Raw genomic sequence first — 18,085 nt, forward strand, 5'->3', positions numbered from 1 at the left:
CGCCGCCGGGGGATATGGTTCAGTTACAGGACGCCTCGATCCCGCTCTCGTCGGCATAGGCGGCACTGTCTTCCTCGATCAGCGGCTGGATCACCTCCATATCGGATTCCGAGAAGTCCGAGACCAGCGACCATGTGCCCGCCGATGCATCCCACTGGGTCATGCCGACAAGGCCAGGCCCACCGTGATTCTCGCACGAGACGTTGAACTCGGGGCCAAAGCCGGGCAGACCAAGTTCGGTCATCTTGGCTTCGGTGATCTCGAGCGCTTCCATCCCGTCACGCATCATAGCAGGGGTGATGTCCGCGGTGCCGTGAATTTCCTGCGCGGTTTTGGCAGCCTCAGCCGCCAGCATTGCGGCATAAAGCCCACGGTTATAGAGCACCGTGCCGATCTGATCACCGGACCCGGCGGCTTTGCCCGCGTCGACAACATACTTCTGGATGTCGTCAAACACTGGGAAGTCGCTGCCCACGCCGTGGAACGTCAGCGCCTTGTAGCCATCGGCCGCATCGCCCGCAGGCAGCACGTCGTTTTCCGAACCGGACCACCAGATGCCGATGAAGTTTTCCATCGGATAGCGGATGTTGGCCGCTTCCTGCACCGCAACCTGGTTCATCACGCCCCAGCCATACATGATGACATTGTCAGGACGCTCACGACGGATTTGCAGCCACTGCGATTTCTGTTCCTGACCGGGGTGATCCACGGCCACCAGCATTAGCTCAAACCCGTGCTTTTTGCTCAGTTCTTCCAGCGTGCGGATCGGCTCCTTACCATAAGCAGAGTTGTGATAGACGAGCGCGATTTTCTTGCCCGCGATGTCGCCTTGGCTCATCAGATAGTTGATGGCACCAGACGCCCCGTTCCAATAGTTGGCGGGGTAGTTGAACGTGTGGCTGAACACTTCGCCATTGGCGGCCGAGGTGCGGCCATACCCCATGGTGTGCATCGGAATGCCGTCCGCAGTGGCCTTGGGAATCAGTTGATAAGTGATGCCGGTCGAGAGGGGTTGATAGACCAGCGAGCCCTCGCCCTTGGTCGCCTCATAACATTCGACACCCTTTTCCGTGTTGTAGCCGGTCTCGCATTCCAGCACGCGAGTCTCGATGCCACCGATGCCGCCATCGCGTTCGTTCAGCAGCGTGAAGTAGTCCGCATAGCCATCCGCGAACGGAATGCCACCCGCCGCATAGGGACCGGTGCGATAGCTGAGTGACGGGAACACAAGGTCCGCCATCACCGGGCTTGCTGCCATCAGGCCTGCAACGGCCATAGTTCCTAGTTTCATCTTCATCGGTATATTTCCTCCCTTTTGGTTTTGTCCGATGTCGCAAGCCGGGCAACACTGCCCATCCTGCATTTTGCCGCCTCCCGTCAGTGGGGGAACGGCCACAATCTCAACTTCTCCTTGGCCACGCGCCACAACTGCGCCAGCCCATGCGGTTCCAGGATCAAGAACACGATGATCAGGCCGCCGACGATCACAAGCTGAAAGTGGGCCACGATATCTGTGGGCCAGCCCAGCAGATCCACTCCCACGACCTTGAGCAAGACCGGCAGCACCACAAGGAACGCCGCGCCCGCAAAGGCGCCAAAGATCGACCCCAAGCCGCCGATGATGATCATGAACAGCACGAGGAATGACTTGGTGATGCCAAAAACCTCGCCCACCTCGACCGCGCCGAGGTAGACCGCAAAGAACAGCGCACCCGACACCCCGACAAAGAACGACGACACCGCGAAGGCCGTCAGCTTGGCCTTCAGGGGGTTGACCCCGATGATTTCGGCAGCGATGTCCATGTCGCGGATCGCCATCCACTGGCGGCCCACCGATCCACGGGTCAGGTTGCGCGCGATGATCGCCGCGGCCACCGTGAAAACCAGACAGAACAGATAGGTCGCCCAGGCTTCGGTGTTGGGCCCTGTGACTTCAATCCCGAACACGGACCGTTCAGGCGCGTTGATCTGGCCTGAAGCTGAATAGTTGTAAAACCACGCCACCTTGTTGAAGAGCCACACGAGGAAGAACTGCGCCGCCAGCGTCGCCACGGCCAGATAGAACCCCTTGATCCGCAAGCTCGGCAACCCAAAGGCGGTGCCGACCAGCGCGGTGATCCCGCCCGCCAAAATCACATGGAAAAAGATGTTCACATCCGGAAAGGCGGTCATCAGCTTGTAACAGGCATAGGCGCCCACAGCCATAAAGCCGCCGGTGCCAAGGCTCACCTGCCCGCAATACCCGGTTAGGATGTTCAACCCGATTGCGGCAATGGCATAGATAAGGAAGGGCAGAAAGATCGAGTTGACCAGATAGTCCGTCATCACGAAGGGCAGCACCAACACCGCCACCGCCAGCACCACGTAGTAGCGATACCGATCAAACCTGATCGGAAACGTCTGGCTATCCTGCGGATAGGTCGTCGAAAAATCCCCGGCCTCACGATACAGCATCAGCGCGCTCCTCCAGTTGATCCGACTTGCGTTTCTTTTGACCAAAAATACCGCGGGGGACGTTGGGCCGCAGACACAATGGGGGGCTGGCCCCCTTCCGCGCTCTTAACCAAGACCCCAGCTTTCGCAGTTTCGCCACATTTACCGCCAAGCCCTGTGGCAGATTGGGTGTGGGAAAATGGAGTGGGTCCAATGACTGCGATTCTGGACGGCATACGCCGTCTTGACGCCGCGCATGCGCGGGGTGAAATCTCGGCTGTCGATCTGGCAGCCGCCAAGGCCGACCTGATCGATGCGGTGCCAGACGCGGATGCGCCTGCCCCCGTCGTGCCAAGGGCCGAACCAGCACCGCAGCCGACCAAACGGTCCGGCCTCGGGCAAATGCTGCTGCTATGCGCTTTGATCCTGACGATTTGCGCCGGAGCGACCCTGCTTTTGACAGGCGACATCATGCTGTCCGCCACGCTGGCGATCACTGTGCTCGCCGCCTTCACCGTCATGCTGTTCCGCCAACTCGACGGATAGGCATCGCCCGTGCTGTAGCTGTGGTCACACACGCTCAATGATCTTCTCCCCGAACAGGCCTTGCGGGCGGAAGACGAGGAAAATCAGCGCCAGCACATAGGCAAACCAGTTTTCCGTCGCGTTCATGGTAAAGCCGAACAGCGCACCCGCCAGCTCACTCGATGACATGAAGAACTCGAACAGCTTTTCGCCGACGCCGATGATCAAACCGCCGACAATCGCACCAGGGATTGAGGTGAAGCCGCCCAGCATCAATACCGGCAACGCCTTGAGCGCGATCAGTGACAGCGAGAACTGCACGCCCGATTTCGCACCCCACATGATGCCCGCCACAAGTGCCACGAACCCCGCGACCGACCACACCAAAATCCAGATGTAGTTCAGCGAGACGCCCACCGACAGCGCCGCCTGATGGTCATCCGCCACAGCCCGCATCGCGCGGCCCTGTTTGGTGTACTGGCTGAACAACACCAGCACGGCGACCAGAATGATCGCGATAATCGTCGCGGTGATGTCCAGATTGTCGATGAAGAACCCGTAGCCGAAAATGTTGAAAGTGGCCTCATCAATGGCAAGATTGATGCCCTGCGGCAGGCAGGTCCCTTCGGCCAGACACACATCCAGCTTCTTGATCTCGGACCCCCACATCAAGTCAGCAACGCCTTCCAGCAGATAGGCAAGCCCAATCGTCGCCATGAACAGGATAATCGGTTCCTGCCCCACCAGCTTACTGAAAATGAACCGCTGCACGGCCCAAGCCAGCGCGATCATCACCAGCACGGTCAATACGATTGCGATGATCGAATGCAGCTCCCAACCGAAATAGTGGATGTTGGTGCCAAAGACCGCATTGATCAGATGATAGAACGGCACCTGCCCGGTCTGAATGCCCACAAGGGTCATCGCGGCGAACAGGGCCATCACCCCTTGGGCAAAATTGAAGATGCCCGACGCCTTGAAAATCAGAACGAACCCGAGGGCCACGAGGGCGTACATCACCCCGGCCATCAGCCCGTTCAGAAGGACCTCCATGGCATAAATCAACTGGTCTGGCATAACCTACCTTTCCGATCTCAAAAAACGCACGCTCATTTCGCCGCAACCCCCATCAGATCCGCCGTATGATCGCGCAACGGCTGATAACTGACGCGCAAGCGGGTCAGCCCTTCGAATGTGAGGTTCCAGTTCAGCGTGACTTCGGTCACCCGGCCATCCCGGCGCGGTGCGGCGAGAAAGGCGGCCGCATAGGCGCGATCCATCGTGACCCGGCTCACCGGCTCGAACCCGGTGGTGGACACGAAACGCGCCCCCGCCCCCGCACGCCATGCCTCGAACGCGACCAGCAATTCCGAATAACTCAGCCCGTGGCTGATGATCTCGCAAGCCGGTTCGTCGTACATGAAGACCACCAGCGTGCGGTCCAGGTCCGTTTCCTGATAGCCCAGCACATAGGAATTGAGCGTGCTTTCGAAATAGCGGCGGAAGGTGCGCGGCACGGCCATGATGTCGCGTGGCGACAAGCTCGCGGGATCTTCCAGATAGGGCAGGCAGCGCGTTTCGATCACATCGCACAACCCGGCCATCCCAGGCTGGGCCGGGTCACAAATCGGAGGTTCCTCCGCAACCGCAGGACCCGCCCAAAGGACCGCACATATGGCAAGCGTTCTAACTCTCAAGATCCGTCTCCACGATCCAGTAGGAGGCGCGCGCACCCGATATGTCCGAACGCATCATGATACGCGGCTCGATCCATTCATTGCTGACCAACCAATCGCCCTCCGGCGCATACCGCCCGGCCGATAATTGCGCGTAGCGCCAAGCCAATTCAGCCTCTGACGGATCAGCGGCAGCCGCCTCCACGCCGCACGCGCGCTCACCCACCGACGGGGCGTTGTCCACGACCAGCACATGCCCATCCGCGGACGGACCAAAAGCGCGGCGCGCCTCGTGCATCTGGTCAATCGGTTGCGCGGTCAAACCATCCACGATGGCCACGCCCTGATGCTCGAACGGATCAAGACAGCGGGTCACGAACATCTCCCACGCGGTGCCCGCCTGCGCGCCACCGGCAAGAGCCAAAGCCACGACTGAGAGGCCCAGCCTAATCATGCGCGACACCCAGATAAGCATCGATAACCGCCTGATTGCCTCGCACCTCGTCCGGCGTTCCATCACCGATCTTCTTGCCGTAATCCATGACGACCACCCGGTCGCTCAGATCCATGACCACACCCATGTCATGTTCGATCAACGCAATCGTGGTGCCGAATTCATCGTTCACATCGAGGATAAACCGGCTCATGTCCTCTTTTTCCTCAACGTTCATGCCCGCCATCGGCTCATCCAGCAACAACAGGGACGGCTCCGCCGCCAACGCACGGGCCAGCTCCACCCGCTTCTTCAAGCCATAGGGCAGGCGCGAAACGGGCGTTTTGCGAATGGCCTGAATCTCAAGAAAATCGATGATCTTTTCGGCCACTTCCCGGTTTGCGGTCTCTTCGGCCTCGGCTTTGCCCTTCCAGAAACCCTGCGCGAACAACCCAGTCTTCATATGGGTCAGACGCCCGGTCATCACGTTGTCCAGAACGCTCATGCCCTCAAACAGGGCGATGTTTTGGAATGTGCGTGCGATGCCCTGGCGGGCGACCTGATAGGGTTTCATCGGCGGGCGCGGCGCTCCTTTGTAGTACACCTCACCCTCCTGAGGCACATAGAAGCCGGAAATGACGTTCAGCATCGAGGATTTTCCGGCGCCGTTCGGGCCGATGATCGCGCGAATTTCACCCTCTCGGATATCAAACGAGATGTCCTTGATCGCCTCGACACCGCCGAACCGCAGCGTGATGTTCTTCATCTCCATCACCACGCCACCGATCTTGCGACCGTCCGTAGTGGTGTATCCTTCGGCCTGATCAAGCATGGATCACCTCCGTCGCGCGCGCTGTTGGCGTGAAATTAACTCTTTTCTGCGCACCTTTGAACCACGCCATGCAGGAGGGCCAAAGATGTTTGACGCACTTGAACGCCGCTACTTGTTGAAACTCGCGTTTGAATGTCGACGCAAAGGGTTGAGCGCGCGACAAACCCGGATCACGATGCGCAATTCGATTGGGGCCTTCACCGGCGACAATCGCCTGCGCTGCGCGGTGCGCAACGTCTTCGACGCCGACTAGGGCACGAACCAGCCGCTCACCCGTCACCGAACGGACACTTAAAGAGGGTCGGCCAGATCGCGATGTCCAAGCCGCGAACACCTCATGGGATGGTGGGCGGGGCGATGGCGCAGCCGAGCGTCGATCCATCATCATTCCGCCGCCATTTTGGTCTGCACCGGCACCACCGTGGCATCGCAAATGATCAGTGTCGCCGAAATCGACCCCTTGCGACCATCCTCATATGTTACTTCGGTGGTCGTCGAAATCTCGGACGACCCGTCGTAAAGCGCGGCGATGATATCCCCGTACTTTTCCTCGATGATGCGACGGCGCACCTTTTGGGTCCGCGTCAGCTCCCCATCATCCGCGTCCAGCTGCTTGTGTAGCACGACAAAACGATGGACCTGACAACTCGACAACATCTCGTCCTCGGCGACGGAGGCGTTCACCTCTTCCACATGGGCCGTGATTGTGGACAACACCTGCGGATGCTGCGCCAATTCCTGATATGACGCGTAGCCGATATTGTTGCGCTCGGCCCAGTTCCCCACCGCCGTCAGATCGATATTGATGAAGGCGGTGCATTCCTCGCGCCCATTCCCAAAGACGACCGCCTCAAGAATGTTGGGAAAGAACTTCAGCTTGTTCTCGACATATTTCGGGGCGAACAGAGCACCTGACGCCATCTGGCCCACATCCTTGGCCCGGTCGATGATACGCAGGTGCCCGGTGTCGGCCTCGATAAACCCCGCATCGCCCGTCGCGACCCAGCCTTCGGGATCCTTGGTGTCAGCGGTACTTTCCGCGTTCTTGTAATATTCAACGAACACGCCGGGCGAGCGATAGAACACCTCGCCATTCTCAGCGATCTTCAACTCCACACCGGGGCATTTTACACCCACCGTGTCCGAACGCACCTCGCCATCGGGTTGGGCGGTGATGAAGACGGTCGCCTCCGTCTGGCCGTATAGCTGTTTCAGGTTAATCCCCATCGAACGATAGAAATCGAAAATTTCCGGGCCAATCGCCTCACCGGCGGTATAGCCCACGCGCACGCGGGAAAACCCGAGTGTGTTTTTTAGCGGCCCATAAACCATCAACTCGCCAAGCGCATATTTCAGCCGGTCCATCAGCCCAACCGACTTGCCATCCAGAATGGCGGGGCCGACCTTGCGTGCGTGCCCCATGAAATAATGGAACATGCGCTGCTTGAGCCGGCTCGCATCCTCCATTCGGATCATCACGTTTGTCAGTTGGTTTTCGAACACACGCGGCGGGGCGAAATAGTAGGTCGGGCCGATCTCGCGCAGGTTCATGTGCATGGTTTCGGCACTTTCGGGGCAGTTCGTGCAGAACCCCGTCCACAACGCCTGACCGACGGAGAATATGAAGTCCCCGACCCAGGCCATCGGCAAATAGGCCAGAATGTCATCTGACTGGCGCAGATCGTCGAACTCCGACGAAGATTTGCTGGTCTCGATCACATTGCGGTTGGATAGCACGACACCCTTGGGCTTGCCCGTCGTCCCGGAGGTATAGAGCATCACGCAGGTGCTGTCGTAGTCCAGCTTGGCGATCCGGCGCGCCATTTCGGGAGACAATTCATCGCGCTTGGCGCGGCCCGCCTCTTGGACGTGGAAGTATTGGTGCAGCTTGGCATGGTCGTATTTGCGCAGACCGCGCGGATCGAGATAGATGATCTGTTCGAAATCGGGCAAGTCGCCCTGCACTTCGATCACCTTGTCGACCTGCTCCTGGTCGCCCGCGATCACAAACCGTGCGCCGCAGTGGCCGAGGGTATAGGCCATCTCTTCGGCGGCCGCGTCCTGATAGAGCGGAACGGGGATCGCGCCGCACATTTGCGCGGCCATCATTGACCAGTAAAGGTGAGGACGGTTGCGACCGATCACGGCGACGAAATCTCCCTCGGCGAGGCCAAGATCCATCAGCCCAAGCGCGAGCGCCTCGATCTCTTCACGGGTTTCAGCCCAAGTCCAGCTTTGCCAGATCCCAAACTCTTTTTCACGGTAGGCCGGAGCACTGCCGAATTCTGTCGCATTGCGGTGCAAAAGCGCAGGGATCGACACAAGGCCCCCTACGCCCATGGGCGTCTCAACCAACTTATATCCTCCCGCGCGCGCCCTTTTCGGGTCACGCATGATCGCTACGACGATTCTTTGTCCCCATAAGGATGCTGCGCTGAGGCTGAAGGTCAACTTTTTCCTGATGTTTTCCCAAACCTTACGAATTGTAACAGCGCCACTTGGGCCGTTGTGCGGTCGCACATCTGGGTGCTAGCCATGGATCATGCAGCCGCACACCACACCTTCGCTGACCGCCTCCGGCCTGAACCTGATTGCCCAGGGCATGACGATCTATGACCACGATCTGCGGCTGGCCGTGTGCAACGCGCCCTTTCAGCAGATGTTTGACCTGCCGGATGCGCTGGTCACGCCGGGTGCCTCCTTTCGCGAGACGATCACCCATCTGGCGGTGCGCGGCGAATATGGACCCATCGACGACATCGAAACCTTCGTGCAGGAACGCGTGGATCAGGCCCGCAATTTCGAAGCACATTACATGGAGCGCACCCGCGCCAACGGGCGCACCATCAGCGTCGAAGGATCGCCGCTGCCCCAAGGCGGTTGGGTCACTGTCTACACCGACATCTCGCAGACCAAGGCTCAAGAGGCGCTGTTGCGCGCCCACGCTTCGGACCTTGGCCAGCAGGTGCTTGATCACGCAGAAGCGCTGAGTGCAACCAACCGCCAGCTTGCCGCAACGGTCACCGCCCTCGAAGAGGCCAAGCGCCAACTGACCCGCACCGAAGCCCACACGCGTCTGACCACCGAAATGATGCCCGCGCATCTGGCCCATGTCGATGCAAACGGGCGCTATACCTTTTCCAACCGCAAGCTGAACGCGGTGATGCCGGGGCGCCCTTCGGATATTGTTGGCATGACCATCGCTGACGCCTTGGGCGACTTTGCCTATGGCCGTATCGCCCCTGCACTGACCAGCGCCTATCAGGGCGAAGCATCCGTATTCGAGTTCACCGATAACGCCAGCGCGCGGCGCATCCGCGGGTCATTCACGCCAGATGGGACGGGCGGGGCCTATATAATGTCGATGGACATCACCGAAGAAACCCAAGCCCGCGTTGCCCTGCAACAGACCCGGCGGCGCACCCTTGCCGCACAGATGACGTCCGGGTTGGCGCATGATTTTTCCAACCTGCTGACCATCATTCTGGGGCTGCAATCCAAGCTGGGCCGCCTGCCTGACCTGCCGGAGGCCGCGACCGAGATGATCGACGGCACGCTTGCCGCCACACGGCGCGGCGGCGCGTTGCTGAACGCCATTGCAGATATGACCGCCGGACGGGCCATGCGACCAGCTGCGACCGACATCCAGACTTTGCTTGGCGATGTGCAGATGCTGGCGCGGTCGACCTTGCCCGATGGCCTGACACTGATCGTCTCTCCGGGGGCGCTGTCGGGGGCCTATCTGCTAGACCCAGGCATGGTGCAGGACAGCCTGCTCAACCTGATCCTGAACGCCCGCGATGCCTGTGGCACGCGCGGGCAGATCACGCTGGCCGCGCAGGCAGTGCATGACACATGGCTCGAATTTACCGTCACCGACAGCGGACCCGGGTTTTCCACGGATGCACTTGAACATGGCTGTGATCCGTTCTTTACGACCAAGGGGGCCGAGGGGTCCGGTCTTGGCTTGCCGATGGTCTATGACATGACCAAGCGGGCGGGCGGCGATCTGAAGCTGGGCAACGGAGCAGCGGGCGCACATGTCCGCCTGCGGCTGCCCCTGCGCCACGCGCCGGACGTCTCGGGCGGTCTGGTCCTGCTGGTCGAAGACGACGCGGCCTTGCGCGAACACTACCGCGATATGCTGATCGACTTGGGCCACTCGGTGATCGAAGCCGCCGGGGTGGACGAGGCCATCGCGCTGACGGCTGACCTGCCCGACATCGCGCTGGTCTTGTCGGATGTGAACCTTGGCAATGGCAGCCGCACGGGCGTCGATCTGGCAGTCCAATTGACCGGCACGGTGCCTGTAATCCTGATGACATCGCTCACGTCGCAGGACCCCTTGTTTCGCGCCGCAACCCAAGCCGCACCCGTCCTCAACAAACCATTCGAAGCGCGCGACCTGTTGGCACTGCTGCGCACACAGGTCGCGGCATGACGGCCCCGCTTGTCACCATCCTTGACGACGAACCGGCCATTCGCACGATCCTGTCGGACGCCTTGCAAGAGGCCGGCTTTCGCACGCTGTCCTTTTCGCGCGCTGCCGCATTTGAGGCCGCGCTGAATACCCACAAACCCGATGTGTGCCTTGTCGATCTCGGCTTGCCCGACACCGATGGTCTGGCCCTTGTCCACCGGCTCGCGCTGGAACAGGGCGCCACGGTCATCATCATTTCCGGGCGCGCGCAGGTGCAGGACAAGATCACGGGGCTCGAGTTGGGGGCGGACGACTACATCATCAAACCCTTTGATCCGGCCGAGGTCGTGGCGCGCATCCGAGTCCGCCTGCGCAGCCCCAAAGGGGCCAAAAGCAAAGGGCGGGTTGCGGTCTTCAACGGTTGGACCGCCTCATTTGACAGCTACACCCTGACAGATGAGGCAGGCCAGAACACACCCTTTTCCCATGCAGAAGGCGAAGTGCTGCGCCTGTTTCTGGATGCACCCAAGCGGCTGATCAGCCGCGCCCAGATGCAGGAAAGCCTTGGGGGCGGGGCCGGTGACAGTTTTGATCGGGCCATGGATGTCCGCATTTCACGGCTGCGCACCAAGCTAAGGGAAGACCCCAAAAACCCCCGACTGATCAAGACAATCTATGGCGCAGGTTACATCTTTCTTGGCGATGTGCGCTGGACGTAAGCGCGCGCGCATGGCACTTTCACGCTATGGTCGAAGCACTCCTTTATCGCCCCGGTCGCACACGGCTCTGGTTTTACAGGGTCGAGATTGCGATGAACCTCTTTGCCGAGGCATCGGTGATCGTGGAATGGGGCCTGAGTGGCGGACAACCCAATCGCCGGGTGTCCTGCCACGGCGATTTGCGTGCTGCTTCTCACGCCGCCGACCGCTATCGCAAACGGGCGCTGCGCCGCGGTTACGCGCGGGCCCGAGGGCACGGTATTCCAGACTAACCCACACTACCGATGCGGCCTAAGCTAAGGCATTTGCCCCCAAAGGGATTTTCATGTCTTACTCTCTCCGCTTCAAAGGGCTTGCCCTGATCATCAATACAGTCCTGCCGTTCGTGTTAATCCTCGGGCTCGGGCTGTTTCTGAACACGCTCTATGCCACACTCAAGGCCGAACTCGAACCACCCGTCACGCAGTTGATCAATGACGCCCGCCAGCTTGCCAGACACGCACAAGAAGCCGCGCGCACGGTCGATGCGACCGCCAAACTGGTCCAGACCAATGCCGCCGATGCGGCGCAATCAGTCCAAAATCTGGTGGAACCGCTCAGCAACTTCGAAATTTCCATTCCCAGGCTGAACATCCCGATACCCCGGTTCAACAATTGCAAGATCACCAAAATCTCGGCCTGTGTCGGCTCGATTGATGTGTTCAAGGGGATCGGTGATGTGATCAACGCAGGGCTGCGCAAATCCTTCGAAGTGCCCCGCCGCGAGTTTCAGAAAATTGGCGATGCGGTTGATGAGACGCTGAGCGAGGTGAACAAGCTCAAACCGTTGGCCGAGAGTTTCCGCAATCAGGCCCACGAGTTCCGTGCGCGCGCACAGGCGTTGTCAGATGCACGTCGCGATCTCGCCGCAAGCGTGGCCGGGATTTTGCAAATCGCGCTTTGGGTGATCGGGGTCATCTTGATCTGGCTGGCCCTCAGCACTGGTGCGTGGGTCTTTGAACGGCTGACCCTTGGCACCCACCTGTTGCGCCATGGCCGCTACCCCTGAACCCCTGCGGCATGGGCCAGAACGCGCAAGCCTGCCACCAAATCGGCCTCGTGTGTGTCTTCTTCAAAGGCGTGACTGATCCCGTTGATCGACGGGACAAACAACATCGCCACAGGCATAGACCGGACCACATTGGTCGCATCATGCAAGGCACCTGACGGCATGATGCACCACTTGCCGGGTGCGACCGCCTCGGCCCCCGCTTCGAGGCGCGCGCGCAAGGCCGGGTCCATAACAACCGGATCCAGCCCCAATAGCGGCCCCAGCTCAACCTCCAGCCCCATATCCTGCGCAACCTCGTCCAAGACAGCCTCAATCACGCCCTGCATCCGATCAAGGCGCGCTAAGTCCCCGTCACGCCACTGCATGGAAAACCGCACCTCCCCGGGCACGATAGACGACGCATTGGGCGAGATCGACACATGCCCAACGGTCCACACCGTCTGTGGGGTGACAACGTTGCGCAGCCGATCATTCAAAACGGTGTTGAACGCAGACAACCCCTGAAACGCATCCCGTCGCAGCGCCATCGGGGTGGTGCCCGCATGGTTCTGCTGACCGTGCAATGTGATGACACGGTCACGAATGCCGACGATGTCGGACACAACGCCAATCTGTCCACCGGCTGCGTCCAGCGTCGGACCTTGCTCGATATGCAACTCAATGAACCCAGTGAACTGTGCAGGATCGACATCTGGACCAACGCGATCTCTCAACACGCTACGCGCATCAGACAACAGCACCCCTTCGTGATCACGCAACATATCCGCCTCAGCCAAGGACAGCCCGCCCGACCAAACGGCCGACCCGGTTGTGACCCCAAACCGGCCCTCTTCATCCTGAAAAGACACCACCGATATTGCCGGACCACCCGCCTCCCGCGCCGCGCGCGCCACCTCCAGTGCTGCAATCACGCCCAAAGCGCCATCAAGCCACCCACCCGTCGGCTGAGTGTCAGAATGCGAGCCGAGCAACAGCGACGACCCCTCCGCCAGCCCAAACAGATTGCCCATGTTATCAAAGCGAGGTGTCAAACCCGCAGCAAGCATTTGCTGCGCCAACCAATCGCGGGCCTCGATGTCGGGGGGCGAATAGGCAGGGCGCACCACACCACGGCCCTGCGCCCCGAACGTCCGCAGCCTGTGCAGATCCGCCAAAAACCGCTCAACATTCAGCACAGGCCTACCCCTTCTTTTGACCCAAAATACCGTGGGGAGTTTGAGGGGCAAAGCCCCTCATCAGCCAAAAATAGATCGCGCATGCCCGTCAGGGCATTCCGCAAGATCACTCAGCAGCGACAGCCTCTGTTCCGGCCTCGACCCGTACGGCCGAAAACTTGAACTCGGGGATTTTACCATAGGGATCAACCGCCGGGTTGGTCAGAATATTCGCCGCCGCCTCCACAAACGCAAAGGGCAGGAACACCATATCCGGCGCGACCGCGCGGTCCTCACGGGCCATGATCTCGATCGAGCCGCGCTTGGTGGTCAACCGCACCAACCCACCCGGAACAACACCCAGTTTGCGCAGGGTCGACGGGTGCAACGAACAATTTGCCTCAGGCTCGACCGCATCCAGAACGGAGGAACGGCGGGTCATCGACCCCGTGTGCCAGTGCTCCAACTGACGCCCCGTGGTCAGGATCATCGGATAATCCGCATCCGGCACATCGTCCGGCGCAATCACAGCTGCGGGCGTAAACCGCGCCCGCCCCTCGGGGCGCGGAAAACCGTCACCAAAGACAATCGGCTGGCCCGGATCATCAGGGGTCAGCGACGGATAGGTCACCGCATTCTGCGCCTCCAGCCGATCCCAGGTGATGTTACTCAGCGACTTCATGTTCAGCTTCATCTCGGCAAACACATCCGCCGGGCTGGCGTAGTCCCAGCCGAGGCCCAACCGTTTGGCCAGTTCCATCTCGATCGACCAATCCTCGCGCGCCTCACCCGGGGGCGGCACGGCGGGGCGGCCCATCTGAACCTGCCGGTTGGTGTTGGTCACCGTGCCTGATTTCTCGGCAAAGGCAGAGGCGGGCAGGATCACATCCGCATAGTTCGCCGTCTCGGTGATAAAAATGTCCTGCACCACGAGGTGATCAAGCTTGGCCAAGGCCGCGCGCGCATGTTCGACATCCGGGTCCGACATGGCCGGGTTCTCGCCCAGTACATACATCGCCTTGATCGACCCTGCATGCACCTCGTCCATGATCTCGGTCACGGTCAGGCCCTTTTCATTCGAAAAGTCCCCCGACCCCCACGCATCTGTAAAGGCCGAGCGCACACCGTCATCCGTCACCGTCTGATAATCCGGCAGGAACATCGGGATCAGGCCCGCATCCGAGGCGCCCTGCACGTTGTTCTGACCACGCAGCGGGTGCAGACCTGCCCCCGGACGGCCCACTTGCCCACACATCAGCGCCAGCGAGATCAGGCACCGCGAATTGTCCGTGCCGTGAATGTGCTGACTGACCCCCATGCCCCAGAAAATCATCGCCGACTTGGCACCCGCAAAGGTGCGGGCCACATCGCGCAGCACTTCGGCCTCGATCCCGCAGATCTCGGCCATCTTTTCGGGGCTGAAGCCTTTCAGGTGTGCCTTTTCGGCCTCCCAATTCTCGGTATAGGCGTCGATATATTGCTGATCATACAGACCCTCTTCGACGATGGTGTGCATGATCGCGTTCAGCATGCTCACATCCGCACCGGGGCGGAATTGCAGCATGTGGGACGAGAACCGCTTGAGCGCCTGCCCGCGCGGATCCATCACGATCAGCTTGCCACCGCGCTTGGTGAACTGCTTGAAATACGTCGCCGCAACGGGGTGGTTTTCAATCGGGTTGCAGCCAATGGCAATCGCCACATCGGCATTCTCGATCTCGTTGAAGGTCGCGGTAACGGCACCCGACCCGACATTCTCTATCAGCGCCGCCACCGAACTGGCGTGACACAGTCGCGTGCAGTGGTCAACATTGTTGTGACCAAAGCCCTGCCGGATCATCTTCTGGAACAGGTAGGCTTCCTCGTTGGTGCATTTGGCCGATCCAAAGCCCGCCACCTCGCGCCCGCGCCCCTTCAGGCCCTTGGCAGCGAAATCAAGCGCCTCGTCCCACGTCGCTTCGCGGAACACATCCGACCAGTTGCCGGGGTCCACATTCAACCCCTTTGCAGGGGCGTCTTCGCGGCGGATCAGCGGTTTGGTCAGGCGGTGATCGTGATGGATATAGTCGAACCCAAAACGTCCCTTGACGCAAAGCCGCCCCTCGTTCGCGGGGCCGTTGATGCCATCGACGTACTTGACCTTGCCGTCCTTCACCTTCAGCGAGATCTGACAGCCCACACCGCAGAATGGGCAGATGCTTTCGACCTCGGAATCAAAATCCGCGCTGTCCCCGACCTGTGCGTCATCGACCACCGTCGAAGGCATCAAAGCCCCCGTAGGGCAGGCCTGCACACATTCGCCGCAGGCCACGCAGGTGCTGTCGCCCATTGGGTCGGCCATGTCGAAGGTCGGATAACTGTTATGGCCGCGCCCCGACATCCCGATCACGTCGTTGACCTGGACCTCGCGGCAGGCGCGCACGCACAGCCCGCATTGAATACAGGCATCCAGATTCACCGACATCGCCACATGGCTGTCATCAAGCAGCGGAATACGGCCCTCCTCCAGCTTGGGAAAGCGGCTTTCAGACACGCCGTTCGCCTCGGCCATGTCCCACAGATGGGCAGACTTGTCATGCGCCACATCGCGCTCGGGCTGATCGGCCACCAGCATCTCGACCACCATCTTGCGCGCACTCTCGGCGCGGGCAGAGTTCGTGGTGACAACCATACCCTCGGCAGGTTCGCGGATGCACGAGGCGGCCAGGACCCGCTCGCCCTCGATCTCGACCATGCAGGCGCGGCAGTTCCCGTCAGGGCGATAGCCCGGCGCAGGCTTGTGGCACAGATGCGGGATCACAAGACCGCGGCCATTGGCCACTTCCCAGATGGTCATCCCGGCCCGGGCCTCGACTTCGGCCCCGTCCAGCGTGAAGGTCACCTTGCCTGTCATCGCACATCTCCCTGCAAATCTGCTCCGTTCTAGCCCGGCATGGGGCACAAAAGGACTCCCATTCCCGACACGCGGACCCGATTTTGCGTCCCCTCCGTTTCCGATGCGCAACCATTGCGCCGCTCGTGCAACATGGACTAGCCATGGGGCATGCTTGCCCGCCCCTCTCTGACCGCGCTGCGGATCACTGGCCAGACCCTGATCATCGGCGCACTCGGCGCGGCCCTGGCCGAAGCGATAAATGCGCCGATCGCGGTGTTGACGGGGCCTGCGGTTCTGGTCTGTCTCGCAGCGGTCGCGGGGGTGCGCACAGGCATCGACGACACGATCCGCAACCTGGTGTTCCTGTTGGTCGGGGTCAGCATCGGCAGCGGCGTTGATGCGTCCGCCACTCAAGCGATGCTGCGCTGGCCTCTCGCGTTTGCCGCGCTCGGGGTGATGCTGTGGGCGACGCTTTGGCTCTGCGCACAACTGCTGCAACGCGGCTTTGATATGGACCGGCGCAGCGCATACCTTGCCGCCGCACCCGGGCACCTCAGCTTTGTGGTCAGCCTGGCCATGGGACTGAACCTCGACAGCACACGGATCATCGTCATCCAATCGGTGCGGCTTCTTGCGCTGACACTGACGGTTCCGGCACTGGCAGTGGCCTTTGGAATCGACCTTTCGGGGCCAGTCATGCCGACAGGCGCGGCGCTGGCCTGGGCACACCTCGGCATCCTTCTGCTGAGTGGTCTCATTATCGGCTATCTGCTCGACCGGATCGGTCTGCCCGCACCGCTGCTGATCGGGGGCATGCTCGCCTCAAGCCTCGGGCACGCAACAGAAATCACGCCCGGAGTCATGCACCCGTGGCTCGGCTATGCGGGGCTGATGGCCGTGGGCACCCTGATTGGCGCGCGGTTCAACGGGATCACGCGCGCCAGCCTGATGCAGTCGCTTGGGGCTGGGCTGATCGTCACGACGCTCACAGTCGTCATGACCCTGCTCACCGCCCTTCCAGTCGCCTACGCGCTCGGGTTCACACCCACCCATGTGCTGGTCGCCTTCGCGCCCGGTGGCCTCGAAACCATGATCGCAATGGGCATCGTCCTCGGCGCAAACCCGGGCTTTGTCGCGGCCTGCCATGTCGCGCGGCTGCTGTTCCTCACAATCCTATTGCCCGCCTTCGTGGGCCGCATACACCGCCCCTGACTCTTCATTGTTCCGGCAAATATGCCCGCCGGAGGCACCCAGCCTTCCCACCCGCGCGCCACTGGCCTAAAACACACCAAACACCAGCCAAAGGCACCCATGTCCCACATCACTCTTATCCGGCACGGTCAGGCCAACAGCCAGGCCAAAGATGAAGCGAGTTATGATCAACTCAGCCCCCTCGGTCACCAGCAGGCCCAATGGCTTGGGGCGCACCTGACAGCCACCAACCAACATCACGCGCGGCTCTATACGGGCACGTTGCGCAGACACCGCGAAACAGCCCAAGGCATGAACACAGGGCTCACCGCAACCGAAGACCCACGCCTGAACGAGTTGGAATACTTTACGCTGGCCACAGCACTTGAGACCGAACATGGGGTCGCCATACCCACAGAACAGGCCCATTTCACCGCACACCTGCCGCGCGTCTTTGCCGCCTGGGCGGATGGCATCCTTGAAGGCGCACCAGAGACGTTCGACGCCTTCGAAACCCGCGTCCGCGACGCCCTTGCGGAGATTGGTGCAGGCAGCGGCCCCGCACTTGTCGTCACCTCGGGCGGGCTAATCTCGATGGCGATGCGCCAGCATCTTGATTTGTCGATCAAGGCGATGGCCAATGTGGCACTGGCGATCATGAACACGTCGGTCCACCGGTTTTATCCCATTGGGGGCACTTGGGCCCCGGTCATGTTCAACGCCGTGCCCCACCTTGAGATGCCCGACAGGCACCACGCCCAAACCCATGTCTGAAA

Annotated in this window: 17 protein-coding genes; 8 read left to right on the forward strand and 9 right to left on the reverse strand. The window is 60.8% G+C overall.

Annotation, left to right across the window (positions count from 1 at the left end; genetic code table 11):
- Positions 1 to 19: 19 nt before the first annotated feature.
- Positions 20 to 1,297, reverse strand: coding sequence for an ABC transporter substrate-binding protein (locus Q0908_RS11370; protein WP_299284086.1), 1,278 nt, complete (start codon positions 1,295 to 1,297; stop codon positions 20 to 22).
- Positions 1,298 to 1,377: 80 nt separating this feature from the next.
- Positions 1,378 to 2,454 carry a branched-chain amino acid ABC transporter permease gene (locus tag Q0908_RS11375; RefSeq protein ID WP_299284088.1) on the reverse strand — a complete coding sequence of 359 codons (1,077 nt, stop codon included), beginning with the start codon at positions 2,452 to 2,454 and terminating at the stop codon, positions 1,378 to 1,380.
- A 192-nt stretch (positions 2,455 to 2,646) separates the two neighbouring features.
- On the opposite strand from Q0908_RS11375, the gene Q0908_RS11380 reads away from it, so the two are divergent.
- Positions 2,647 to 2,979, forward strand: coding sequence for an SHOCT domain-containing protein (locus Q0908_RS11380; RefSeq protein WP_299284090.1), 333 nt, complete (start codon positions 2,647 to 2,649; stop codon positions 2,977 to 2,979).
- Between the two features lie 24 nt (positions 2,980 to 3,003).
- Here Q0908_RS11380 and Q0908_RS11385 read toward each other — a convergent pair whose 3' ends face one another.
- The 4 genes from Q0908_RS11385 to Q0908_RS11400 form a co-directional block, all read right to left on the reverse strand.
- The gene (locus tag Q0908_RS11385) at positions 3,004 to 4,035 is read right to left on the reverse strand and encodes a branched-chain amino acid ABC transporter permease (RefSeq protein ID WP_299284093.1); all 1,032 of its coding nucleotides are present in this window, start codon (positions 4,033 to 4,035) and stop codon (positions 3,004 to 3,006) included.
- 32 nt (positions 4,036 to 4,067) lie between these two features.
- Entirely contained in the window at positions 4,068 to 4,562 is a 495-nt protein-coding gene (locus Q0908_RS11390) for a hypothetical protein (RefSeq protein ID WP_299284094.1), read from the reverse strand.
- Positions 4,563 to 4,644: 82 nt separating this feature from the next.
- Positions 4,645 to 5,088: a hypothetical protein gene (locus Q0908_RS11395; RefSeq protein ID WP_299284095.1), complete on the reverse strand. Its 444-nt coding sequence runs from the start codon at positions 5,086 to 5,088 to the stop codon at positions 4,645 to 4,647.
- Positions 5,081 to 5,899 (reverse strand): ABC transporter ATP-binding protein, encoded by an 819-nt coding sequence (locus tag Q0908_RS11400; RefSeq protein WP_299284097.1) that lies wholly within the window; start codon positions 5,897 to 5,899, stop codon positions 5,081 to 5,083. Before Q0908_RS11400 ends, Q0908_RS11395 begins: the two co-directional genes overlap by 8 nt.
- Before the next feature lie 85 nt (positions 5,900 to 5,984).
- Between Q0908_RS11400 and Q0908_RS11405 the strand changes: the two genes are divergently transcribed.
- Positions 5,985 to 6,152, forward strand: a complete 168-nt coding sequence (locus Q0908_RS11405) for a hypothetical protein (protein ID WP_299284099.1) — start codon at positions 5,985 to 5,987, stop codon at positions 6,150 to 6,152.
- A 131-nt stretch (positions 6,153 to 6,283) separates the two neighbouring features.
- Here the strand turns inward: Q0908_RS11405 and Q0908_RS11410 are convergent, their stop codons facing one another.
- The gene (locus tag Q0908_RS11410; protein ID WP_299284467.1) at positions 6,284 to 8,239 is read right to left on the reverse strand and encodes an AMP-binding protein; all 1,956 of its coding nucleotides are present in this window, start codon (positions 8,237 to 8,239) and stop codon (positions 6,284 to 6,286) included.
- Positions 8,240 to 8,441: 202 nt separating this feature from the next.
- On the opposite strand from Q0908_RS11410, the gene Q0908_RS11415 reads away from it, so the two are divergent.
- From Q0908_RS11415 to Q0908_RS11430, 4 genes are read left to right on the forward strand one after another with little or no spacing between them, the layout of a single operon-like run.
- Complete coding sequence (locus Q0908_RS11415) at positions 8,442 to 10,340, forward strand: PAS-domain containing protein (RefSeq protein WP_299284100.1); 1,899 nt, start codon at positions 8,442 to 8,444, stop codon at positions 10,338 to 10,340.
- The gene (locus tag Q0908_RS11420; RefSeq protein ID WP_299284101.1) at positions 10,337 to 11,038 is read left to right on the forward strand and encodes a response regulator transcription factor; all 702 of its coding nucleotides are present in this window, start codon (positions 10,337 to 10,339) and stop codon (positions 11,036 to 11,038) included. The genes Q0908_RS11415 and Q0908_RS11420 overlap by 4 nt, the downstream gene beginning before the upstream one ends.
- 26 nt (positions 11,039 to 11,064) lie before the next feature.
- Positions 11,065 to 11,310: a WGR domain-containing protein gene (locus Q0908_RS11425; protein ID WP_299284102.1), complete on the forward strand. Its 246-nt coding sequence runs from the start codon at positions 11,065 to 11,067 to the stop codon at positions 11,308 to 11,310.
- A gap of 53 nt (positions 11,311 to 11,363) precedes the next feature.
- The gene (locus Q0908_RS11430) at positions 11,364 to 12,086 is read left to right on the forward strand and encodes a hypothetical protein (protein ID WP_299284104.1); all 723 of its coding nucleotides are present in this window, start codon (positions 11,364 to 11,366) and stop codon (positions 12,084 to 12,086) included.
- On the opposite strand, the gene Q0908_RS11435 is transcribed toward Q0908_RS11430, so the two are convergent.
- On the reverse strand, positions 12,077 to 13,264 hold the full coding sequence (locus Q0908_RS11435) for a hydantoinase/carbamoylase family amidase (protein ID WP_299284106.1): 1,188 nt from the start codon (positions 13,262 to 13,264) through the stop codon (positions 12,077 to 12,079). The two genes, Q0908_RS11430 and Q0908_RS11435, sit on opposite strands and share 10 nt — an antisense overlap.
- 106 nt (positions 13,265 to 13,370) lie before the next feature.
- On the reverse strand, positions 13,371 to 16,136 hold the full coding sequence (gene fdhF, locus Q0908_RS11440; RefSeq protein ID WP_299284108.1) for a formate dehydrogenase subunit alpha: 2,766 nt from the start codon (positions 16,134 to 16,136) through the stop codon (positions 13,371 to 13,373).
- A gap of 150 nt (positions 16,137 to 16,286) precedes the next feature.
- Here fdhF and Q0908_RS11445 point away from each other — a divergent pair, with 150 nt between their 5' ends.
- Together Q0908_RS11445 and Q0908_RS11450 are read left to right on the forward strand one after the other, a co-directional pair.
- Complete coding sequence (locus Q0908_RS11445) at positions 16,287 to 17,330, forward strand: AbrB family transcriptional regulator (RefSeq protein WP_299284110.1); 1,044 nt, start codon at positions 16,287 to 16,289, stop codon at positions 17,328 to 17,330.
- A gap of 99 nt (positions 17,331 to 17,429) precedes the next feature.
- The gene (locus tag Q0908_RS11450; protein ID WP_299284112.1) at positions 17,430 to 18,083 is read left to right on the forward strand and encodes a histidine phosphatase family protein; all 654 of its coding nucleotides are present in this window, start codon (positions 17,430 to 17,432) and stop codon (positions 18,081 to 18,083) included.
- Positions 18,084 to 18,085 lie beyond the last annotated feature (2 nt).

The organism is uncultured Tateyamaria sp. (assembly GCF_947494755.1).
GTDB lineage: Bacteria > Pseudomonadota > Alphaproteobacteria > Rhodobacterales > Rhodobacteraceae > Tateyamaria.